Below are 15767 nucleotides of genomic sequence, written 5' to 3'. Positions count from 1 at the left end.
CGGTTTGATGCTGCTGCCGGCAACGGTTTCGGCAGCGGTCGGTATAGATGCGATCACCGTCACCAGCAACCCTAAAGGTGGCGAAACCTATACGGTTACCATTCAGATTTTAGCCTTGATGACCATGCTGACTTTATTGCCGGCATTGTTGTTATCGATGACTTCGTTCACGCGGATTATGATCGTGCTGGGCTTGCTGCGGCAAGCTATCGGCGCAGCTCAAGCGCCAAGCAATCAAGTGTTATTGGGTTTGTCCTTGTTTTTAACCATTTTTATCATGATGCCGGTGCTGGAAAAGGTTAACGAAACCGCTGTGCAGCCGTATATGGAAGAAAAAATCGACGCGGTGACCGCGTTGCAGAGAGCCTCGGAGCCGTTCAAACAGTTCATGCTCAAGCAAACCCGCGAGGCCGATTTGGATACTTTTGTGCGCATTTCCGGCCGCGAACAAATCGACAAACCGGAGGATGTGCCGTTTTCCTTGTTGGTACCGGCTTATGTGACCAGTGAATTAAAAACGGCTTTTCAGATCGGTTTTCTGATTTTTCTGCCATTTTTGGTGATTGATCTGGTGGTAGCCAGCGTGCTGATGTCTATGGGTATGATGATGCTATCGCCGATGATCGTGTCGTTGCCGTTCAAGATCATGTTGTTTGTGTTGGCGGACGGTTGGACCATGGTACTTGAAATGCTGGCCGCCAGTTTTTACGTATAGGCCAATACCATGATGACACCGGAGACTATCTCGGTAATTGCGCAAGACACCGTATTGATTTCCTTGAAATTAATGGGGCCTATCCTGATCTCGTCCTTGATTGTCGGCTTGTTGGTGTCGATGTTTCAGGCGGCGACGTCGATTCAGGAGCAGACCTTGACATTTATCCCTAAGCTGGCGACAGTTATTGCGGTACTGATGATAGCCGGTCCCGGTATGCTGCAAATGCTCATCGATTATTTTCAGGATTTGATGCGCGATATTCCTACGTTAATAGGATGAACTTTAGCGAAGAGGAATTGCTGCAGTATCTTGCTTCGTTTGTCTGGCCATTCTTTCGCATCAGCTCCATGTTTATTAGCGTGCCGGTGTTTAGCGTTAGAGCGTTACCAGCGAAAGTTAGAGTGATGCTTAGCGCGTTGATTACGTTCGTCATCATGCCGACCTTGCCGGCAATGCCCAATATCCAAGTCTTTGGTTATCAAGGCGTAATGGTTACTCTGCAGCAAGTGGTCTTGGGCCTGACCTCCGGGTTTATCCTACAGATGGTGTTTTCAATTATGTTATTCGCCGGACAGACTATTGCTTACAGCATGGGTTTGGGCTTTGCATCCATGGTCGATCCGGCGACCGGCGTACAAGTGCCGGTAATTGCCCAATTGTTCGTGATCGGCGGTAGCTTGTTGTTTTTAGCTGTGGACGGTCATTTATTGCTGATCGAGATGTTAGCGCAAAGTTTTCATACCTTGCCGGTGGGTACGATAGGTATGGACAAGACTGATTTATGGCGAGTGATTAGTTGGAGCAGCCTGATTTTTGCCGACGGTTTATTGTTATCGATGCCGGTGATGGCGACATTGCTGTTCGTTAATATCAGTTTTGGCGTGGCCTCCAAAGCGGCGCCGCAATTACAGATTTTTGGTGTCGGCTTTCCGATTACTATCATGCTGGGCATGGTCTTAATCTGGATTGGCTTGCCGACCATGCTGGAAGGCTTCAGCGATATGCTGCACAGCGGCTTCGCGTTGATTGGCGAGCTGCTGAGGTTGAATTAAATGGCTGAAGATTCCGGTCAAGACAAAACCGAAGACCCCACTGGTAAGCGACTTTCCGATTCGCGAAAAAAAGGTCAGGTGCCCCGCTCCAAGGAGCTTAATACCTTTGTGACCTTGATTACCAGTTCTGCGCTGTTTTTTTATTCCGGTCAAGGTATGTGGCGCAGTATGCTGGAGATGATGAAACGTCCCTTGCAATTGACGCGGGAGGCCGTGTTCGATCCGGCCACACCTTTGATTTACCTTAAAGCGGCGTTTGCCGACGGCCTATGGGTGATTCTGCCTTTTCTGGTGGTGTTGGTGATAGCCGATTTGGCGGCGGCATTAATGTTCGGCGGTTGGAACTTTGCCAGCGAAGCCTTCGAAATCAAGTTTTCCAAGCTGAATCCGTTGACCGGGGTGAAAAAAATCATCGGGATTCAAGGCATCGTCGAACTGATCAAGGCTATCCTCAAAGTCATCTTGGTCTCGATCGTCTCCTGGAATTTGTTCAAGCTGTATTTCGACGATTTCATGGGCTTGAGCCGTTTGCCTATCGATCAAGCTATTCACCATGCCGGCGCTATTATTTCGTTCTGTTTACTGATTCTGAGTGCCACCTTTTTGCTTTTGGTGATGCTGGATGCGCCTTATCAATTGTGGAATCATCAGCGGCAGTTGAAAATGACCAAGCAGGAAGTGCGTGACGAAAACAAGGATCAGGAGGGAAATCCCGAAGTTAAGGGCAAAATCCGCCGGATGCAGATGGAGGCGGCGCAACGACGGATGATGGATGCGGTGCCGAGTGCCGATGTCATCGTCACCAATCCCACCCATTTCGCGGTAGCCTTAAAATACGACCAAAACGGTAATGCCGCGCCCTTGCTGGTTGCCAAAGGTACCGATTTGGTTGCCGCGAAGATACGGCAGTTGGCAATGGCCTCACAAGTGCCTTTGGTCGCGGCGCCTTCGCTGGCGAGAGCCTTGTATTATTCCACCGACCTGAATCAGGAAATACCACGGGGGTTATTTTTGGCCGTGGCCCAGGTCTTGGCCTACGTTTTTCAATTGCGGGCTTCGACGCAGTATGGCTGGAACAAACCGGTTCCGCCCGCCGATGTAGAAGTGCCCGACGACTTTAAGCAATAGCAAGGTATCGAGCTAAATTATGGATTTTACGAAAATACTCAACGCGCTGAAAGCACTGAATGGGCTAGGTTTGGGTGCGCCGCTGTTGATTATCATGTTGCTGGCATTACTCATTTTGCCGTTGCCGCCGTTCGTATTGGATCTGTTTTTTACCTTCAATATCGCATTTTCGTTAATCATATTATTAGTGGTGATATACACGCTTAAGCCCTTGGAATTTGCCTCGTTTCCTACCGTGATTTTAGTCGCTACCTTGTTGCGGCTATCTTTGAACGTCGCTTCCACCAGGGTAGTGTTGATACGTGGTCATGAAGGTGGCGATGCCGCTGGCAAAGTCATCGAAGCCTTCGGCTCATTCGTAATCGGTGGCAATTTTGCAGTGGGTATCGTGGTGTTTGCAATATTGGTAGTCATCAATTTTATGGTGGTTACCAAGGGAGCCGGCAGGGTGGCGGAAGTGAGCGCCCGTTTTACCTTGGACGCGATGCCGGGCAAACAGATGGCTATCGATGCCGATTTGAATTCCGGTTTGATCAATCAGGATGAAGCTCGCGCGCGCCGGGAAGAAGTGGCCGCCGAAGCCGATTTTTACGGTTCGATGGATGGTGCCAGTAAATTTGTACGTGGCGACGCGGTAGCCGGCATCATCATTTTGTTCGTGAATATGATAGGCGGTTTGGCGATAGGCGTGGGTCAGCACGGCATGAGCTTTGCCGACGCCGCCAATGTTTACGTGTTGCTGACCATCGGTGATGGATTGGTGGCGCAGATTCCGTCGCTACTATTATCGGTCGCCGCCGCGATGGTGGTGACGCGGGTCCGCGGTAGCAAGCAGGACATCGGCAAGCAGTTGAGCTCGCAACTGTTCGAAGACCCGCGCACGCTGCTGGTTACTGCGGTGGTAATGGGCATCTTGGGTATCATTCCCGGTATGCCGAATCTGGTTTTCATTTTGCTGGCGTTGACGCTGGTTGGCGGTGCGTATCTTATCGACAGGCGCCGTAAGCTTGAGGAAGAAAAAGCCCTGGAAATGGAACGCATCGTCTCGCCGCAGCAGCTGGCCAAAACCGAGATCAAGGAATTGGGTTGGGACGATGTGATGCCGGTCGATGCAATTGGCCTGGAAGTGGGGTATCGCTTGATTCCGCTAGTGGATAGAAATCAGGGCGGACAATTAATGATGCGCATCAAGGGTGTGCGCAAGAAATTGTCGCAAGAGCTAGGCTTTCTGATTCCGTCCGTACATATTCGCGACAACCTGGATTTGTCGCCTACCGAATACCGGATTTCCTTGATGGGGGTGAGCGTCGGCGAAGCCAATATCATGCCCGAGAAAGAAATGGCGATTAATCCCGGCCGGGTGTTCGGCACTTTGCAAGGCGCGCCTTGCAAGGATCCGGCGTTTGGTTTGGATGCGATCTGGATCGATGCCAATCAGAAAGACCAGGCGCAAACTCTGGGTTACACGGTGGTCGATCCCAGCACCGTGGTGGCCACGCATCTCAGTCATATTCTGCAAAGTAATGCGCACGAATTGTTCGGTTACGAAGAGGCGCAGCAGTTGCTGGATAATTTGTCCAAAGTAGCGCCGAAGTTGGTCGAGGATCTGGTACCAAAAACCTTGCCCTTGGGTATTTTGGTGAAGGTTTTACAAAATTTGCTGCAAGAGCGGGTTTCGATTCGGGATTTACGGACCATCGCCGAAACTTTGGCGGAGTACGGGGTGAAGAGTCAAGATCCGGACATCTTGACTTCGGCGGTACGGGCGGCTTTGGGACGCTCAATTGTCCATGAAATCAATGGCGTACAGACAGAGATCCCGGTTATTACACTTGATCCTGGATTGGAACAGATATTGCATAGGTCATTGCAGACGGCGGGCGAAGGTGGTGCGGGTTTAGAACCTGGCCTAGCCGAGCAGATGCACAAATCCTTGGAGGAAAGTGCGCAAAGGATGGAAATGGAAGGTCAAACCGCAGTGTTGTTGGTGTCTTCTTATATTCGTCCCTGGTTGGCTCGCTTCGTTCGTCATTCGATATCCGGCTTACATGTGCTGGCCTATAATGAAATCCCTCAAGATCGGCAGATCAGGGTGGTTTCCACAGTGGGACAGCGTGGACAATAAAACAGAGGTTGCGCGATGAAAATTAAACGCTTTTTTGCAGCAGATATACGGCAGGCCATGCGCATGGTCAAAGAAGAATTGGGCGCCGATGCAGTGATTATGTCCAACCGTTCGGTGGATGGCGGCGTGGAAATCGTTGCGGCCCGCGACTTTGACGAGCAGGTCATTCATAAAAATCTCAAGCAGCGCGAAGACGAAAAATCGCCGCCCAATGAAGTTAAAAAAGTCGATTTGCCCGATCTCGAAGCTGAAAAAAAATCGCTGCACGTGCTAAGTAGCGCCAGAAAACGCGGCGCGGAAGGCAGCATTCCGGAAAATCCGATCCGTCGCAACCTGGATCAATACGTCGGTTATGCCGAAAAACTGCAGGTTGGCCATAACAACGCGCAGAAGATCTCCGAAAAAGTTCGTCAAGTTGAAAAGCCTGCCTGGGCGAGTGCCGATCCCAAAATTAAACCGTTGACCGAGCCACGGCCGGTTCAATCGCACAACGGCGATAAATTCATCGACGAAATGCGTGCGGAGATGAAAGAGCTGCGGACGATGTTGGACAGCAAGCTGTCAAATATAGTCATGCAAATGCCGCAACACGGACTACCTTTACACGACGATTTGCGCGACCGGATGTTTGAGTGCGGCTTCTCGAAAAATTTGGCGGGCAAGATAGCCAACCGGCTGGGTAGTCATAAGCAATTCGATTTGGCCATCGGCAAAGCTCAAGAAATGTTGGCCAAACTGGTGCCGATAGCCGACGACAACTTGCTGGATCAAGGCGGTATCGCCGCATTGGTCGGCTCGACCGGCGTCGGTAAAACCACCACAGTTGCTAAATTGGCCGCGCAGTTTATTTTAAAACACGGTTCCCGGCAGATCGCGCTGATTACCACCGACAATTATCGGATCGGCGCTCACGAGCAAATCAATACTTACGGCAGGATCCTGGATGTACCAGTCAGAGTGGCGGGCGATGCGGAAGAGTTGCGCAGGCATATCAATAGTTTTTCCGATAAACGCCTGATTTTGATCGACACCGCCGGCATGAGTCAGCGCGACATGCGCTTGGCCGAGCAGCTGAAAACCTTGCAACACGGCGATTTGCCGATCCGCTCCTATTTGGTGGTGTCCGCAACCACTCAATACAAAGCAATGCTGGAAATTATGGACGCGTTCCGAATACTCGAACCACAAGCGACTATACTAACCAAGTTTGATGAGGCAGTTAGCAAAGGTACCGCGTTGTCGGCGATTATCGAGCGGCGTATGCCATTGTCATTTATTACTGACGGTCAGCAGGTTCCGGAAGATATTTACTTGCCCGATGCCGATGCTTTGATTCAGCAGTGTATGGAAAGTGTCGATCAGGACCATGGCGATGGCGACAATGTGAATGTTGAAGACTGGCTGGCGGAAAGCCATGCATAAGTCATTCGATCAGGCAGCTGGAATTAGACAAATGAGACATATGAAACCGGTGCGAGTAATCGCGGTAACAAGTGGCAAGGGTGGGGTTGGTAAAACCAATCTTTCCGTGAATATCGGCGTGGCACTATCCAAAATGGGCAGGCGGGTGGCGATACTCGACGCCGACATGGGCTTGGCCAATGTCGATATTTTGCTGGGCATGTTTCCCGAATTCAATTTGTCGCACGTATTGAGCGGCGAAAAAAGTTTGAAGGAAATCATGATGACCGGACCTTCCGGGCTGAAAATCATTCCGGCTTCTTCAGGTATTCAGCGGATGTCCGATTTGTCGAGTATCGAGCAAGCCGGCGTGATACGGGCTTTTAGCGAAATCGACCGAGAGCTGGATGTGTTGATAGTCGATACCGCAGCCGGTATTTCGGCAAGCGTGGTGAATTTTGCCCGTGCTTGCCAGGAAATCATTGTGGTGGTGTGTGATGAGCCTACCTCGCTGGCTGACGCCTATGCTTACATCAAATTGTTGAATAGAGATTACGGACTCAATAGTTTTCACATCATTACGAATATGGTGCAGTCGGCTGAGCACGGACAAGCATTGTTCAATAAACTGAGTAAAGTGACAGATCGCTATTTGGATGTGGCCTTGCATTTTGTCGGCGCGGTGCCGCAGGACGAATATTTGAAAAAATCCGTGCAAAAACAAACGCCGGTGGTGGAAGCATTCCCGCAAAGTAAAGCGGCGCTGGCCATCAAGAATTTGGCGCGGAAAATCGACAGTTGGCCCATCAAGCCTAAAGCGGGCGGCTACCTGGAGTTTTTTGTCGAACGAATGATTCAGTACAGCGCCAAAGAGGATGTTGCATGAGCGGAGCGGCAATGTATGCTGCCGTGCAGGCTGGAAATGTTGATGCCTTAGTCATTCAACATGCGCCGCTGGTAAAACGCATTGCCTACCACTTGATGGGGCGGCTGCCCGATACGGTGCAGCTCGATGATTTGATTCAATCCGGCATGCTGGGTTTGCTGGAAGCGCTAAAGCACTATGACGCGGGCCAAGGCGCCAGCTTCGAAACTTACGCCGGCATCCGAATCCGTGGGGCCATGCTGGACGAATTGCGCCGTTCCGATTGGACGCCGCGCTCGGTGCATAAAAAAGCCCGGATGGTGGCGGAGGCGATACGGGAAGTTGAAAACCAACTGGGACGCGACGCCAAGGATAATGAGGTCGCCGGACATATGGGTATCGGCCTTAATGAATACCACCATATTTTACAGGATGCGGTGTCCTGCAAGACCTTTAGCGTCGAAGAATTGGTGCAAGGCGAAGATAGTGTCATTGACGATGTGCATGGCAATCAGCAGCCGGAAGATTTGCTGATTCAGCAGAATTTTCAAAAAGCCTTAGCCAAAGCGATTTCGGAATTACCGGAGCGCGAACGTCTGGTCATCTCGCTCTATTACGATGAAGAGCTGAATTTGCGCGAAATAGGCAAGGTGCTGGATGTTAGCGAATCGCGGGTTAGCCAAATTTGTAGTCAGGCTATGTTGCGTTTACGCGCTAGACTTGCGGATTGGGTGGAAGGGAAAGATAATGAAAAGTGCGGCTAATTTGCGGTTATTGCAGGAGTTTTGCGCAAATATTGACGACAATTCATTTGTTTCTTTAACGATTAAGTAATCTGGGTGGAGATTATCCTTGGATAAAAATATGCGTATTCTGATTGTCGATGACTTTTCGACAATGCGGAGAATAGTAAAAAACCTATTGAAAGATCTGGGTTTTACCAATACCGTCGAGGCGGATGACGGTAAAACGGCGCTGCCTATTTTGGAGAAAGGTGGTATCGATTTTTTAATCACCGACTGGAATATGCCTGGCATGACCGGTATAGATCTATTGAAAGCTGTCAGGTCTACTCCCAGTCTCGCCAACTTACCGGTGTTAATGGTCACTGCGGAAGCCAAGCGCGAACAAATCATTATGGCCGCGCAAGCCGGGGTCAACGGTTATGTGATCAAGCCTTTTACCGCTGCTACGCTTAAAGAGAAAATCGAAAAGATTTTTGAGCGCATCGACGGCTAAAACTCAGGGAGATGAATATGAATACTGACCTGCTGAGTTTGGCCCGGGATTTGGTCGCGGCATTGGAAAAATGCGATGACGCGGCTGCCGATGAAATTCTCGATCAAGTGGCCGGCTTGAGAGAAACCCAATTATTTAAGGAAATTGGCCGTCTGACCCGGCAACTGCACGACACCATGGTTAGTTTCTCGGTGGATTCCAAAATTACCGCAATGGCGGAGCACGATATTCCGGATGCCAAGGAGCGTCTGCATTACGTTATAGCCATGACAGAACAGGCGGCGAATCAAACACTAACCGCTGTTGAGGACTTGTTGCCGGTTGCCGACGAGTTGAGCGGACAGGTTAATCAATTGTCCGGGCAATGGAATCGTTTTCTGGACCGGGAAATGCCCTTCGAAGAGTTCAAGGCGATGAGTGCCGACCTCAGCCAGTATTTTGAGCAGTCGCGAGTGTCGCTCGACAAAATTCAGGCCGGTTTAAGCGACATTTTAATGGCGCAAGGTTTTCAGGATATTACTGGGCAGATTATCCGCCGGGTTATCGATTTGGTGCAGGATCTCGAAGGCAGCATGGTCAATCTGATCAAAATTTCCAGCCGTAAAGTCACACCATCCAGCAGTCCCGCCCTTCAGCCGGAAGTGCCCGGGCCGGTCGTGCCGGGAGTGGATGACAGGGCCGGCGATGTCGCCACCAGTCAGGTCGATGTCGATGACTTACTGTCTAGTCTAGGTTTCTGAGGAAAACAACATGGCGATCGATCTGGACGACGAAATATTGCAAGACTTTCTGGTCGAGGCCGGGGAGATTCTCGATTCTTTGGGCGAACAACTGGTAGAACTGGAGCAGTCGCCAGGCGATCTGGACCTTCTCAACTCCATATTTCGCGGGTTCCACACCATAAAAGGCGGAGCCGGTTTTTTGGCTATCAGTGCCTTGGTCGATATTTGCCATAACGCCGAAGACGTGTTCAACGTGCTAAGACAGGGCGATCGCCAAGTTACTCCGGATTTAATGGATGTGATCCTGCAAGTCGTCGACATCGTCAACGAAATGTTCGGACAAGTTCGCTCGGGTAATACGCCAAAATCGGCCGATCAAGGTTTGTTGAAACGATTGAAAGCCTATGCCGGCCCCGCCGAAGCGGAATCGCCAGCTCCCGTGGCCGTGGAAACGGCCGTATTGAGCGAAGCGGCTGTATCGCACCCGCTATCGCCTCAGGAAACGGCGGTGCAAGACTATGATGCGATGCTAGATCCCGAGGAGTTGTTGGCGAGTGACTCGGTTGCCGGCGACGCGGACGAGATCACCGAACAGGAATTCGAAGACTTGTTGGACGCTTTGCATGGTAAAGGTGGCTCTCCTACCGTGCACGTCGCATCGCCATCGGCGCCAGCAGCGGACGATGAGATTACCGAAGACGAATTTGAAAATCTGCTGGACGAATTGCATGGCAAAGGTAAGTTTTCGGTAAATGCCGAGCCGGTTGCGCAAGTGAGCGATTCCGGCGATATCACCGACGAGGAGTTTGATAAGGTTCTCGATGCCTTGCACGGTAAGGGTAAGTTCGATGCCGCCAATTTGAGCAAGATTGACGAGCAAGCGGCGAAAGATGCCGTAACTCAAAATTTAGTAGCGGCGCCTGTTGAAAAATCGGCTCCGGTGGTTAAGCCGGAGCCGGTTGTGGAAGCTCCTGCGAGCAATGCCGAATCGGAAAGAAGTGTCGGCAAAGTGACATCTGCAATAGATTTGAGCTCTGACAAGAGTAAAGCCGCAACGCCGCAAGCCGATACCACGGTCAGGGTGGATACCCAGATTCTGGACGACATAATGAATATGGTTGGAGAGTTGGTGTTGGTGCGTAACCGCTTCCAAACCCTAAAAGCCAATGCTGAAGCCGGGGAGCAGTTGTCCAAAGCCATATCCAATCTGGACGTGGTAACCGCCGATTTACAATTGGCGGTGATGAAAACCCGGATGCAGCCTATTAAGAAAGTGTTTGGCCGGTTTCCGCGCGTGGTGCGGGATTTGGCTAGAAGTTTGAAAAAAGAGATCCGGCTTGAATTGGTCGGAGAGGAAACCGATCTGGACAAAAACCTGGTCGAGGCATTGGCAGACCCCTTGGTGCATTTGGTTAGAAATGCGGTCGATCATGGTATCGAATCGCCGGATGAGCGTGGAGCCAAAGGTAAACCCCGCGAAGGCGTAGTAATTTTAAAAGCGTCTCAAGAGGGAGATCATATTCAGTTATCCATCAAAGACGACGGCAAAGGAATGAATCCCGATGTATTGCGTGCGAAAGTGGTGGAAAAAGGCTTGATGGATGAAGAAAGTGCCGCGCGCCTCGACGATAGGGAATGTTACAACCTGATTTTTCTGCCAGGGTTTTCGACCAAAACCGAGATTTCCGATGTGTCCGGGCGGGGTGTCGGTATGGATGTGGTGAAAACGCGTATCGCGCAAATGAACGGTGTGGTGGAAATCGATTCCGTGGAAGGCAAGGGCAGTACCATTATCATCAAGGTGCCTTTGACTTTAGCCATTATGCCGACCCTAATGGTGAAGCTGCGTGGGCAGGCGTTTGCGTTGCCCTTGGCCAGCGTTTTGGAAATTCTCGATTTGGATTTAAGCAAGACCAACAAAGTCGACGGCCAGTTGGTGGTTATGGTCAGAAACAAGGCTTTACCGCTGTTTTATTTGAGCGAGTGGTTGGTGAGAGGATCTTATTTTTCCGGTGAAACTCAGCCCACCAATCATGTGGTGGTGGTGAATGCGGGCGGTAGGCACGTCGGTTTTGTGGTCGATCAACTGATAGGGCAAGAGGAAGTGGTGATTAAGGCCTTAGGCGCCAAATTGCACGGCCTGGAAGGTCTGGCGGGCGCCACCATTACTGGCGACGGCAAGATAGCGCTGATTCTGGATGTGCCGGGCTTGATGAAGAAGTATGCGATGTGATGCGGCAATATGACCATTCGGGTGCTGATTGTCGACGATTCCAGTTTTATCTGCAAAAGAGTCCGGGAAATTCTCGAAGAGGATCAAGAGTTCAAGGTTATCGGATTTGCCCATAACGGTCGCGAAGCGGTTGAGTTAGCCGCCAGTCTGCATCCGGATGTGATTACCATGGATGTGGAAATGCCGGTAATGGATGGTATCACCGCAGTCAAAAAAATCATGGACACCCGTCCGTGTCCGATTCTAATGTTTTCCGCAATGACCCAGGTAGGGGCTAAAGCTACGCTGGATGCGTTACATGCCGGCGCGATCGATTTTTTGCCCAAGCAGCTTGAGGATATAGATGCCAACCGCGACACGGCCCGTTATCTACTAAGGTACAGAGTGAGGACGGTAGCCGCGCAGGCGGTGAGAATGTCGGCTCGAACGACGACAGCTCTCGCCGCCGAACAACGACCGGCGTTAAATGCCGAAAAACCAGCAGCCAAGCCGGTACTCGAAAGCGCAACGCGGCCTAAGCTGTCGTCGAGCGATAACAGTAAAATCAATTTATTGGTGGTCGCCGCATCGACGGGCGGGCCGGTTGCCATGCAGCATGTGCTCAGTAAAATTCCGGCGAATTGTTCGATGCCGATATTGTTGGTGCAGCACATGCCGCCAAATTTCACCAAAAGTTTTGCCGATCGACTGAATTTACTTTGCAACATCACTGTCCGGGAGGCTCAGGACGGTGATGTGTTGCAGCCGGGAACCGCATTATTGGGACCCGGCGCGATGCAGATGCAAATTAAACAGGGGGCGGGAACGTGGCAGATTGCGCTAAGACCCAAGCAAATGGGAGAGATCTATAGTCCCAGTGTCGATATTACCTTCTGCTCGTTAGCCGAAGTATTTTCTGGACATGTATTGGCGGTGGTGTTAACCGGTATGGGCGCCGACGGCAAGGCCGGTGCGATCAAGTTAAGACAGCGCGGCGCGCAAATATGGGCGCAAGACGAGGCTACCAGTACCATTTATGGTATGCCGAAAGCGATAGCGGAAGCCGGTCTGGCGGATCGTATTTATTCTCTGGACGAAATCGCCAACCAATTTAAAAAATTACAGTAATGGATATTCTCAGTGTTTTGGGTGTGCTGATCGGTTTCGCCGCTATTATCGGCGGCAACCTAATGGGTGGTGGCGAACTCGGGTCCCTGGTCAATTTTCATGCTTTTGTTATCGTGGTGGGCGGTACGCTGGGCGCCACGTTGTTGCAATTTCCGCCCAGGGTGTTTCTGCGTAGTTTACGGATTTTGAGTTGGATTTTCGTGCCGGAAAATTTGCAGCTCAAAAAGCAAATCGACAAAATCGTGCGTTGGAGTTCGTTGGCTAGAAAGGAGGGCTTGCTGGGCCTGGAATCGATTATCGAAACCGAAAAAGACAGTTTTGCCAAAAAAGGTTTGCAACTATTGGTGGACGGCAACGAGCCGGAAGTGATTCGCGATTGTCTGGAGGTTGAACTGACCACCAAAGAGCATCTGGATACCCAGGCCGCCAGAGTATTCGAGGCGATGGGGGGCTATGCGCCCACCATCGGTATCATCGGCGCGGTGATCGGCTTAATTCATGTGATGCAGAATCTGGCCAAGCCGGAGTTGTTGGGTAGCGGTATTGCCACAGCGTTTGTTGCGACGATTTACGGGGTTGGTTTGGCTAATCTATTGTTTATTCCGATCGCCAATAAACTGAAGAGCCTGATTTTCGAAGCGTCGCAAGCTCGGGAAATGGTGATAGAAGGCATTTCCTCGATAGCCGAGGGTGAAAACCCGCGTAATATCGAGTTGAAATTATCCGGTTTTTTATTGGAAAAATGATGGAGGCCTTATGAGTCGGCGTAGACGTAAGCCGTTGCCACAGGCCGATAATCATGATCGCTGGATGGTGTCCTACGCGGATTTTGTCACCCTGCTGTTCGCGTTTTTTGTGGTGATGTATTCGATTTCTTCGGTCAATAAAGGTAAATACGAAACCTTTTCCGAATCGCTCGATCAAGCACTGTTTCATAACGAAAAAATTCAGAAAGACGCCGAACCGATTCAAATCGGTACGATTCCGACAACCGTCCAGCCTATCGAATTGCCCAATCTGGATACTGCGGAGGAGCGTGAGCTCAGCGAGGAAATTCTGCAGGAGAAGCAAAGGCTAAGCGAGGTGTCCGAGCAGTTTCAAGGCGCTTTGCAACCGTATGTGGAAAGTAAACTGGTGGGCATCAAGAAACACGATTTTTGGGTGGAGTTGGAAATGAACAGCGAATTGTTGTTCGCCAGCGGTAAGGCGGAGCTGTCCGCTAAAGCGCTTCCCGTGTTGCAAAAAGTCGCGGAAGTGATTCGCGATGTGCCCAACGTGATTAATGTCGAAGGCTATACCGATAATGTACCGATTTCCACCGGCTTTTACCCTTCCAATTGGGACTTGTCCTCGGCCCGAGCAACCAGCGTGGTCAAGGAATTGGTAAAAAATAATATTCCCGCAACGCGATTGTCTGCGGTGGGCTATGGAGAATTTCATCCGATAGCCGATAACAAAGACGAAGAAGGGCGCTTTAAGAATCGGCGGGTGGTGTTGGTATTGATGTCGCAAGCTTTTGCCCGTTACGGCATGAGTGACGACGAACGCGCGAAAGTGCTGAATTTGGCGCCGTCGCAGCCCAGCCCGTCACCTGAAACCGCAGTTGAAAAGACGCCGGAACCGTCGGCTCAGTTATGAAAATATGGTCAATTTCCAATCAAAAAGGTGGCGTCGGTAAAACGACCACAGTGGTAACGCTTGGCGGCTTATTGTCTTCCTGGGGATTTAGAGTGTTGTTGGTGGATTTAGACCCGCACGGATCGCTGACCAGCTATTTCAAAATGAACCCGGATGAGATCGAATCCAGTGTTTACAATTTATTCTTGGATGCCAGCGAAAAAAAGAAAAACGTCGATCCGCGGGTGTATATCGCCAAGACCGAATTTGACGGGATAGACGTTTTACCGGCATCGACCGCCATTGCCACCTTGGACAGGCAGGTGGCAGCCATTGGCGGGATGGGCTTGGTGGTTGCTACCGCGCTTAACAAGGTGGCGGAACAATACGATTATGTCATCATCGATAGTCCGCCGATGTTGGGGGTGTTGATGATCAATGCGTTGGCGGCTTGCGACCACTTAGTGATACCGGTGCTAGCCGAATTTCTGGCCTTAAAAGGTCTGGAGCGAATGGTTCATACGATTAAGATGGTCTTCCATTCCCGAAAAACGCCACCCAAATTTACCATTGTGCCGACTATGTTCGACAAGCGCACGAAAGCCGCGCGGGACAGTTTGCTGGCGTTGTATCAACAATATCCTGAAAATGCCTGGAAGTCGGTAATCCCGGTGGATACCAAAGTCAGGGATGCTAGTCAGGCCGGGATGCCGTTACCATTTTTCGACAAGGGCGCGCGTGCGGCCGAAGCCTACGCCGAATTGTTGGAACTGTTATTGCTTGATAAGAGCGGAGACAAAAAATTGGCGCCGCATTCATGACTCAGGCAAAACCACCACCCAGTATTGTTCATCAGCAATTGGCGCTCGATGCATATCTTCAGACTTTGTTGGATGAAGTTTCCGATGCGGACGAGACCGTTGTCGTCAAAGCCGCGGTTGAGGCGGAACGGGCTGTTGTCGATACCTTAAGCCAGCGGCTGACTAATGTTCCGGCAGTCATCGACGCGCCCAAGGTCAAAATCAAAGCCGTAGTTAGAAACCGGCAAAGTAAGCTTGTAGAGCAGGAAAATCCGGCTAAACTACAAGCATTGTCGGTGATGCCCGATTGGGCTCAGTACGAGTTTCAGGCTTTGTTTTTTAAAGTCGATAAGCTGATTTTGGCAACGCCGCTGATCGAATTGTCGAGAACCATTAAAATCGACCGTAAACCCACTAAAATTCCGGGACAACCTTCCTGGTTTCTGGGCTTGCTGGATGAGCAGGATAGCCGTATCGGTGTGCTCGATACCTGTCAGCTGATTTTTGGCAAGAGCCGGGGCATGCACCGTAATCTTGAAGAATTTCCCGCCGAGCGCATTTTAATTACGCAGGATAAGAAATGGGGTTTGGTCTGCGATGAAATTCTCTCCATAGGCAAAGTTAAGCCAGATGGCGTCAGGTGGCGAACGGCTAGACAAAAAAAGCCTTGGTTGATCGGGACGGTAATAGACGAGTTGACGGCGATTGTCGATGTTAAGCAGCTAGTGCCGCATAGAAAAAATAGTTAAACAGCATCCGG

General features: G+C 50.7%; 16 protein-coding genes. All 16 read left to right on the top strand.

Annotation, left to right across the window (positions count from 1 at the left end):
- The first annotated feature begins 7 nt into the window (after positions 1 to 7).
- The 16 genes from fliP to ACH50O_RS16140 all read left to right on the top strand — a co-directional run bounded on the left by fliP (position 8) and on the right by ACH50O_RS16140 (position 15756).
- The gene (gene fliP / locus ACH50O_RS16215) at positions 8 to 715 is read left to right on the top strand and encodes a flagellar type III secretion system pore protein FliP (RefSeq protein ID WP_446812163.1); all 708 of its coding nucleotides are present in this window, start codon (positions 8 to 10) and stop codon (positions 713 to 715) included.
- 9 nt (positions 716 to 724) lie between these two features.
- Positions 725 to 997 carry a flagellar biosynthesis protein FliQ gene (gene fliQ / locus ACH50O_RS16210; protein ID WP_446808797.1) on the top strand — a complete coding sequence of 91 codons (273 nt, stop codon included), beginning with the start codon at positions 725 to 727 and terminating at the stop codon, positions 995 to 997.
- Positions 994 to 1770: a flagellar biosynthetic protein FliR gene (gene fliR, locus ACH50O_RS16205; protein ID WP_446808796.1), complete on the top strand. Its 777-nt coding sequence runs from the start codon at positions 994 to 996 to the stop codon at positions 1768 to 1770. The genes fliQ and fliR overlap by 4 nt, the downstream gene beginning before the upstream one ends.
- The gene (gene flhB / locus ACH50O_RS16200) at positions 1771 to 2898 is read left to right on the top strand and encodes a flagellar biosynthesis protein FlhB (protein ID WP_446808795.1); all 1128 of its coding nucleotides are present in this window, start codon (positions 1771 to 1773) and stop codon (positions 2896 to 2898) included.
- A 19-nt stretch (positions 2899 to 2917) separates the two neighbouring features.
- Positions 2918 to 5023, top strand: a complete 2106-nt coding sequence (flhA, locus tag ACH50O_RS16195; RefSeq protein WP_446808794.1) for a flagellar biosynthesis protein FlhA — start codon at positions 2918 to 2920, stop codon at positions 5021 to 5023.
- A gap of 15 nt (positions 5024 to 5038) precedes the next feature.
- Positions 5039 to 6445 carry a flagellar biosynthesis protein FlhF gene (gene flhF / locus ACH50O_RS16190; protein ID WP_446808793.1) on the top strand — a complete coding sequence of 469 codons (1407 nt, stop codon included), beginning with the start codon at positions 5039 to 5041 and terminating at the stop codon, positions 6443 to 6445.
- Between the two features lie 31 nt (positions 6446 to 6476).
- The gene (locus ACH50O_RS16185; protein WP_062329866.1) at positions 6477 to 7310 is read left to right on the top strand and encodes a MinD/ParA family protein; all 834 of its coding nucleotides are present in this window, start codon (positions 6477 to 6479) and stop codon (positions 7308 to 7310) included.
- Positions 7307 to 8053, top strand: coding sequence for an RNA polymerase sigma factor FliA (locus tag ACH50O_RS16180; protein WP_446808792.1), 747 nt, complete (start codon positions 7307 to 7309; stop codon positions 8051 to 8053). The genes ACH50O_RS16185 and ACH50O_RS16180 overlap by 4 nt, the downstream gene beginning before the upstream one ends.
- A gap of 100 nt (positions 8054 to 8153) precedes the next feature.
- The gene (locus ACH50O_RS16175) at positions 8154 to 8528 is read left to right on the top strand and encodes a chemotaxis response regulator CheY (protein ID WP_064023334.1); all 375 of its coding nucleotides are present in this window, start codon (positions 8154 to 8156) and stop codon (positions 8526 to 8528) included.
- 17 nt (positions 8529 to 8545) lie between these two features.
- Complete coding sequence (locus tag ACH50O_RS16170; RefSeq protein WP_446808791.1) at positions 8546 to 9268, top strand: protein phosphatase CheZ; 723 nt, start codon at positions 8546 to 8548, stop codon at positions 9266 to 9268.
- A 10-nt stretch (positions 9269 to 9278) separates the two neighbouring features.
- Complete coding sequence (locus ACH50O_RS16165; RefSeq protein ID WP_446808790.1) at positions 9279 to 11483, top strand: chemotaxis protein CheA; 2205 nt, start codon at positions 9279 to 9281, stop codon at positions 11481 to 11483.
- 9 nt (positions 11484 to 11492) lie between these two features.
- A complete protein-coding gene (locus ACH50O_RS16160; protein ID WP_446808789.1) occupies positions 11493 to 12590 on the top strand; it encodes a protein-glutamate methylesterase/protein-glutamine glutaminase in 1098 nt (365 codons plus the stop codon).
- On the top strand, positions 12590 to 13336 hold the full coding sequence (locus ACH50O_RS16155) for a flagellar motor protein (protein WP_446808788.1): 747 nt from the start codon (positions 12590 to 12592) through the stop codon (positions 13334 to 13336). Before ACH50O_RS16160 ends, ACH50O_RS16155 begins: the two co-directional genes overlap by 1 nt.
- Before the next feature lie 10 nt (positions 13337 to 13346).
- On the top strand, positions 13347 to 14228 hold the full coding sequence (gene motD / locus ACH50O_RS16150) for a flagellar motor protein MotD (RefSeq protein ID WP_446808787.1): 882 nt from the start codon (positions 13347 to 13349) through the stop codon (positions 14226 to 14228).
- Complete coding sequence (locus ACH50O_RS16145) at positions 14225 to 15028, top strand: ParA family protein (RefSeq protein ID WP_446808786.1); 804 nt, start codon at positions 14225 to 14227, stop codon at positions 15026 to 15028. The genes motD and ACH50O_RS16145 overlap by 4 nt, the downstream gene beginning before the upstream one ends.
- Positions 15025 to 15756: a chemotaxis protein CheW gene (locus ACH50O_RS16140; protein ID WP_446808785.1), complete on the top strand. Its 732-nt coding sequence runs from the start codon at positions 15025 to 15027 to the stop codon at positions 15754 to 15756. The genes ACH50O_RS16145 and ACH50O_RS16140 overlap by 4 nt, the downstream gene beginning before the upstream one ends.
- Positions 15757 to 15767: the final 11 nt, after the last annotated feature.

The sequence above is a fragment of the Methylomonas sp. 2BW1-5-20 genome, from assembly GCF_052474515.1.
Note: the sequence above shows the minus strand (reverse complement) of the source record. Positions and strands in the feature narration are given on the sequence as shown.

Coding starts and splice junctions, on each gene's coding strand:
- ACH50O_RS16155 (WP_446808788.1), top strand. CDS start 12,590: ATGGATATTCTCAGTGTTTTGGGTGTGCTGATCGGTTTCGCCGCTATT.
- ACH50O_RS16175 (WP_064023334.1), top strand. CDS start 8,154: ATGCGTATTCTGATTGTCGATGACTTTTCGACAATGCGGAGAATAGTA.
- fliP (WP_446812163.1), top strand. CDS start 8: ATGCTGCTGCCGGCAACGGTTTCGGCAGCGGTCGGTATAGATGCGATC.
- flhF (WP_446808793.1), top strand. CDS start 5,039: ATGAAAATTAAACGCTTTTTTGCAGCAGATATACGGCAGGCCATGCGC.
- ACH50O_RS16185 (WP_062329866.1), top strand. CDS start 6,477: ATGAGACATATGAAACCGGTGCGAGTAATCGCGGTAACAAGTGGCAAG.
- fliQ (WP_446808797.1), top strand. CDS start 725: ATGATGACACCGGAGACTATCTCGGTAATTGCGCAAGACACCGTATTG.
- flhB (WP_446808795.1), top strand. CDS start 1,771: ATGGCTGAAGATTCCGGTCAAGACAAAACCGAAGACCCCACTGGTAAG.
- ACH50O_RS16180 (WP_446808792.1), top strand. CDS start 7,307: ATGAGCGGAGCGGCAATGTATGCTGCCGTGCAGGCTGGAAATGTTGAT.
- ACH50O_RS16165 (WP_446808790.1), top strand. CDS start 9,279: ATGGCGATCGATCTGGACGACGAAATATTGCAAGACTTTCTGGTCGAG.
- flhA (WP_446808794.1), top strand. CDS start 2,918: ATGGATTTTACGAAAATACTCAACGCGCTGAAAGCACTGAATGGGCTA.
- ACH50O_RS16140 (WP_446808785.1), top strand. CDS start 15,025: ATGACTCAGGCAAAACCACCACCCAGTATTGTTCATCAGCAATTGGCG.
- motD (WP_446808787.1), top strand. CDS start 13,347: ATGAGTCGGCGTAGACGTAAGCCGTTGCCACAGGCCGATAATCATGAT.
- ACH50O_RS16170 (WP_446808791.1), top strand. CDS start 8,546: ATGAATACTGACCTGCTGAGTTTGGCCCGGGATTTGGTCGCGGCATTG.
- ACH50O_RS16160 (WP_446808789.1), top strand. CDS start 11,493: ATGACCATTCGGGTGCTGATTGTCGACGATTCCAGTTTTATCTGCAAA.
- fliR (WP_446808796.1), top strand. CDS start 994: ATGAACTTTAGCGAAGAGGAATTGCTGCAGTATCTTGCTTCGTTTGTC.
- ACH50O_RS16145 (WP_446808786.1), top strand. CDS start 14,225: ATGAAAATATGGTCAATTTCCAATCAAAAAGGTGGCGTCGGTAAAACG.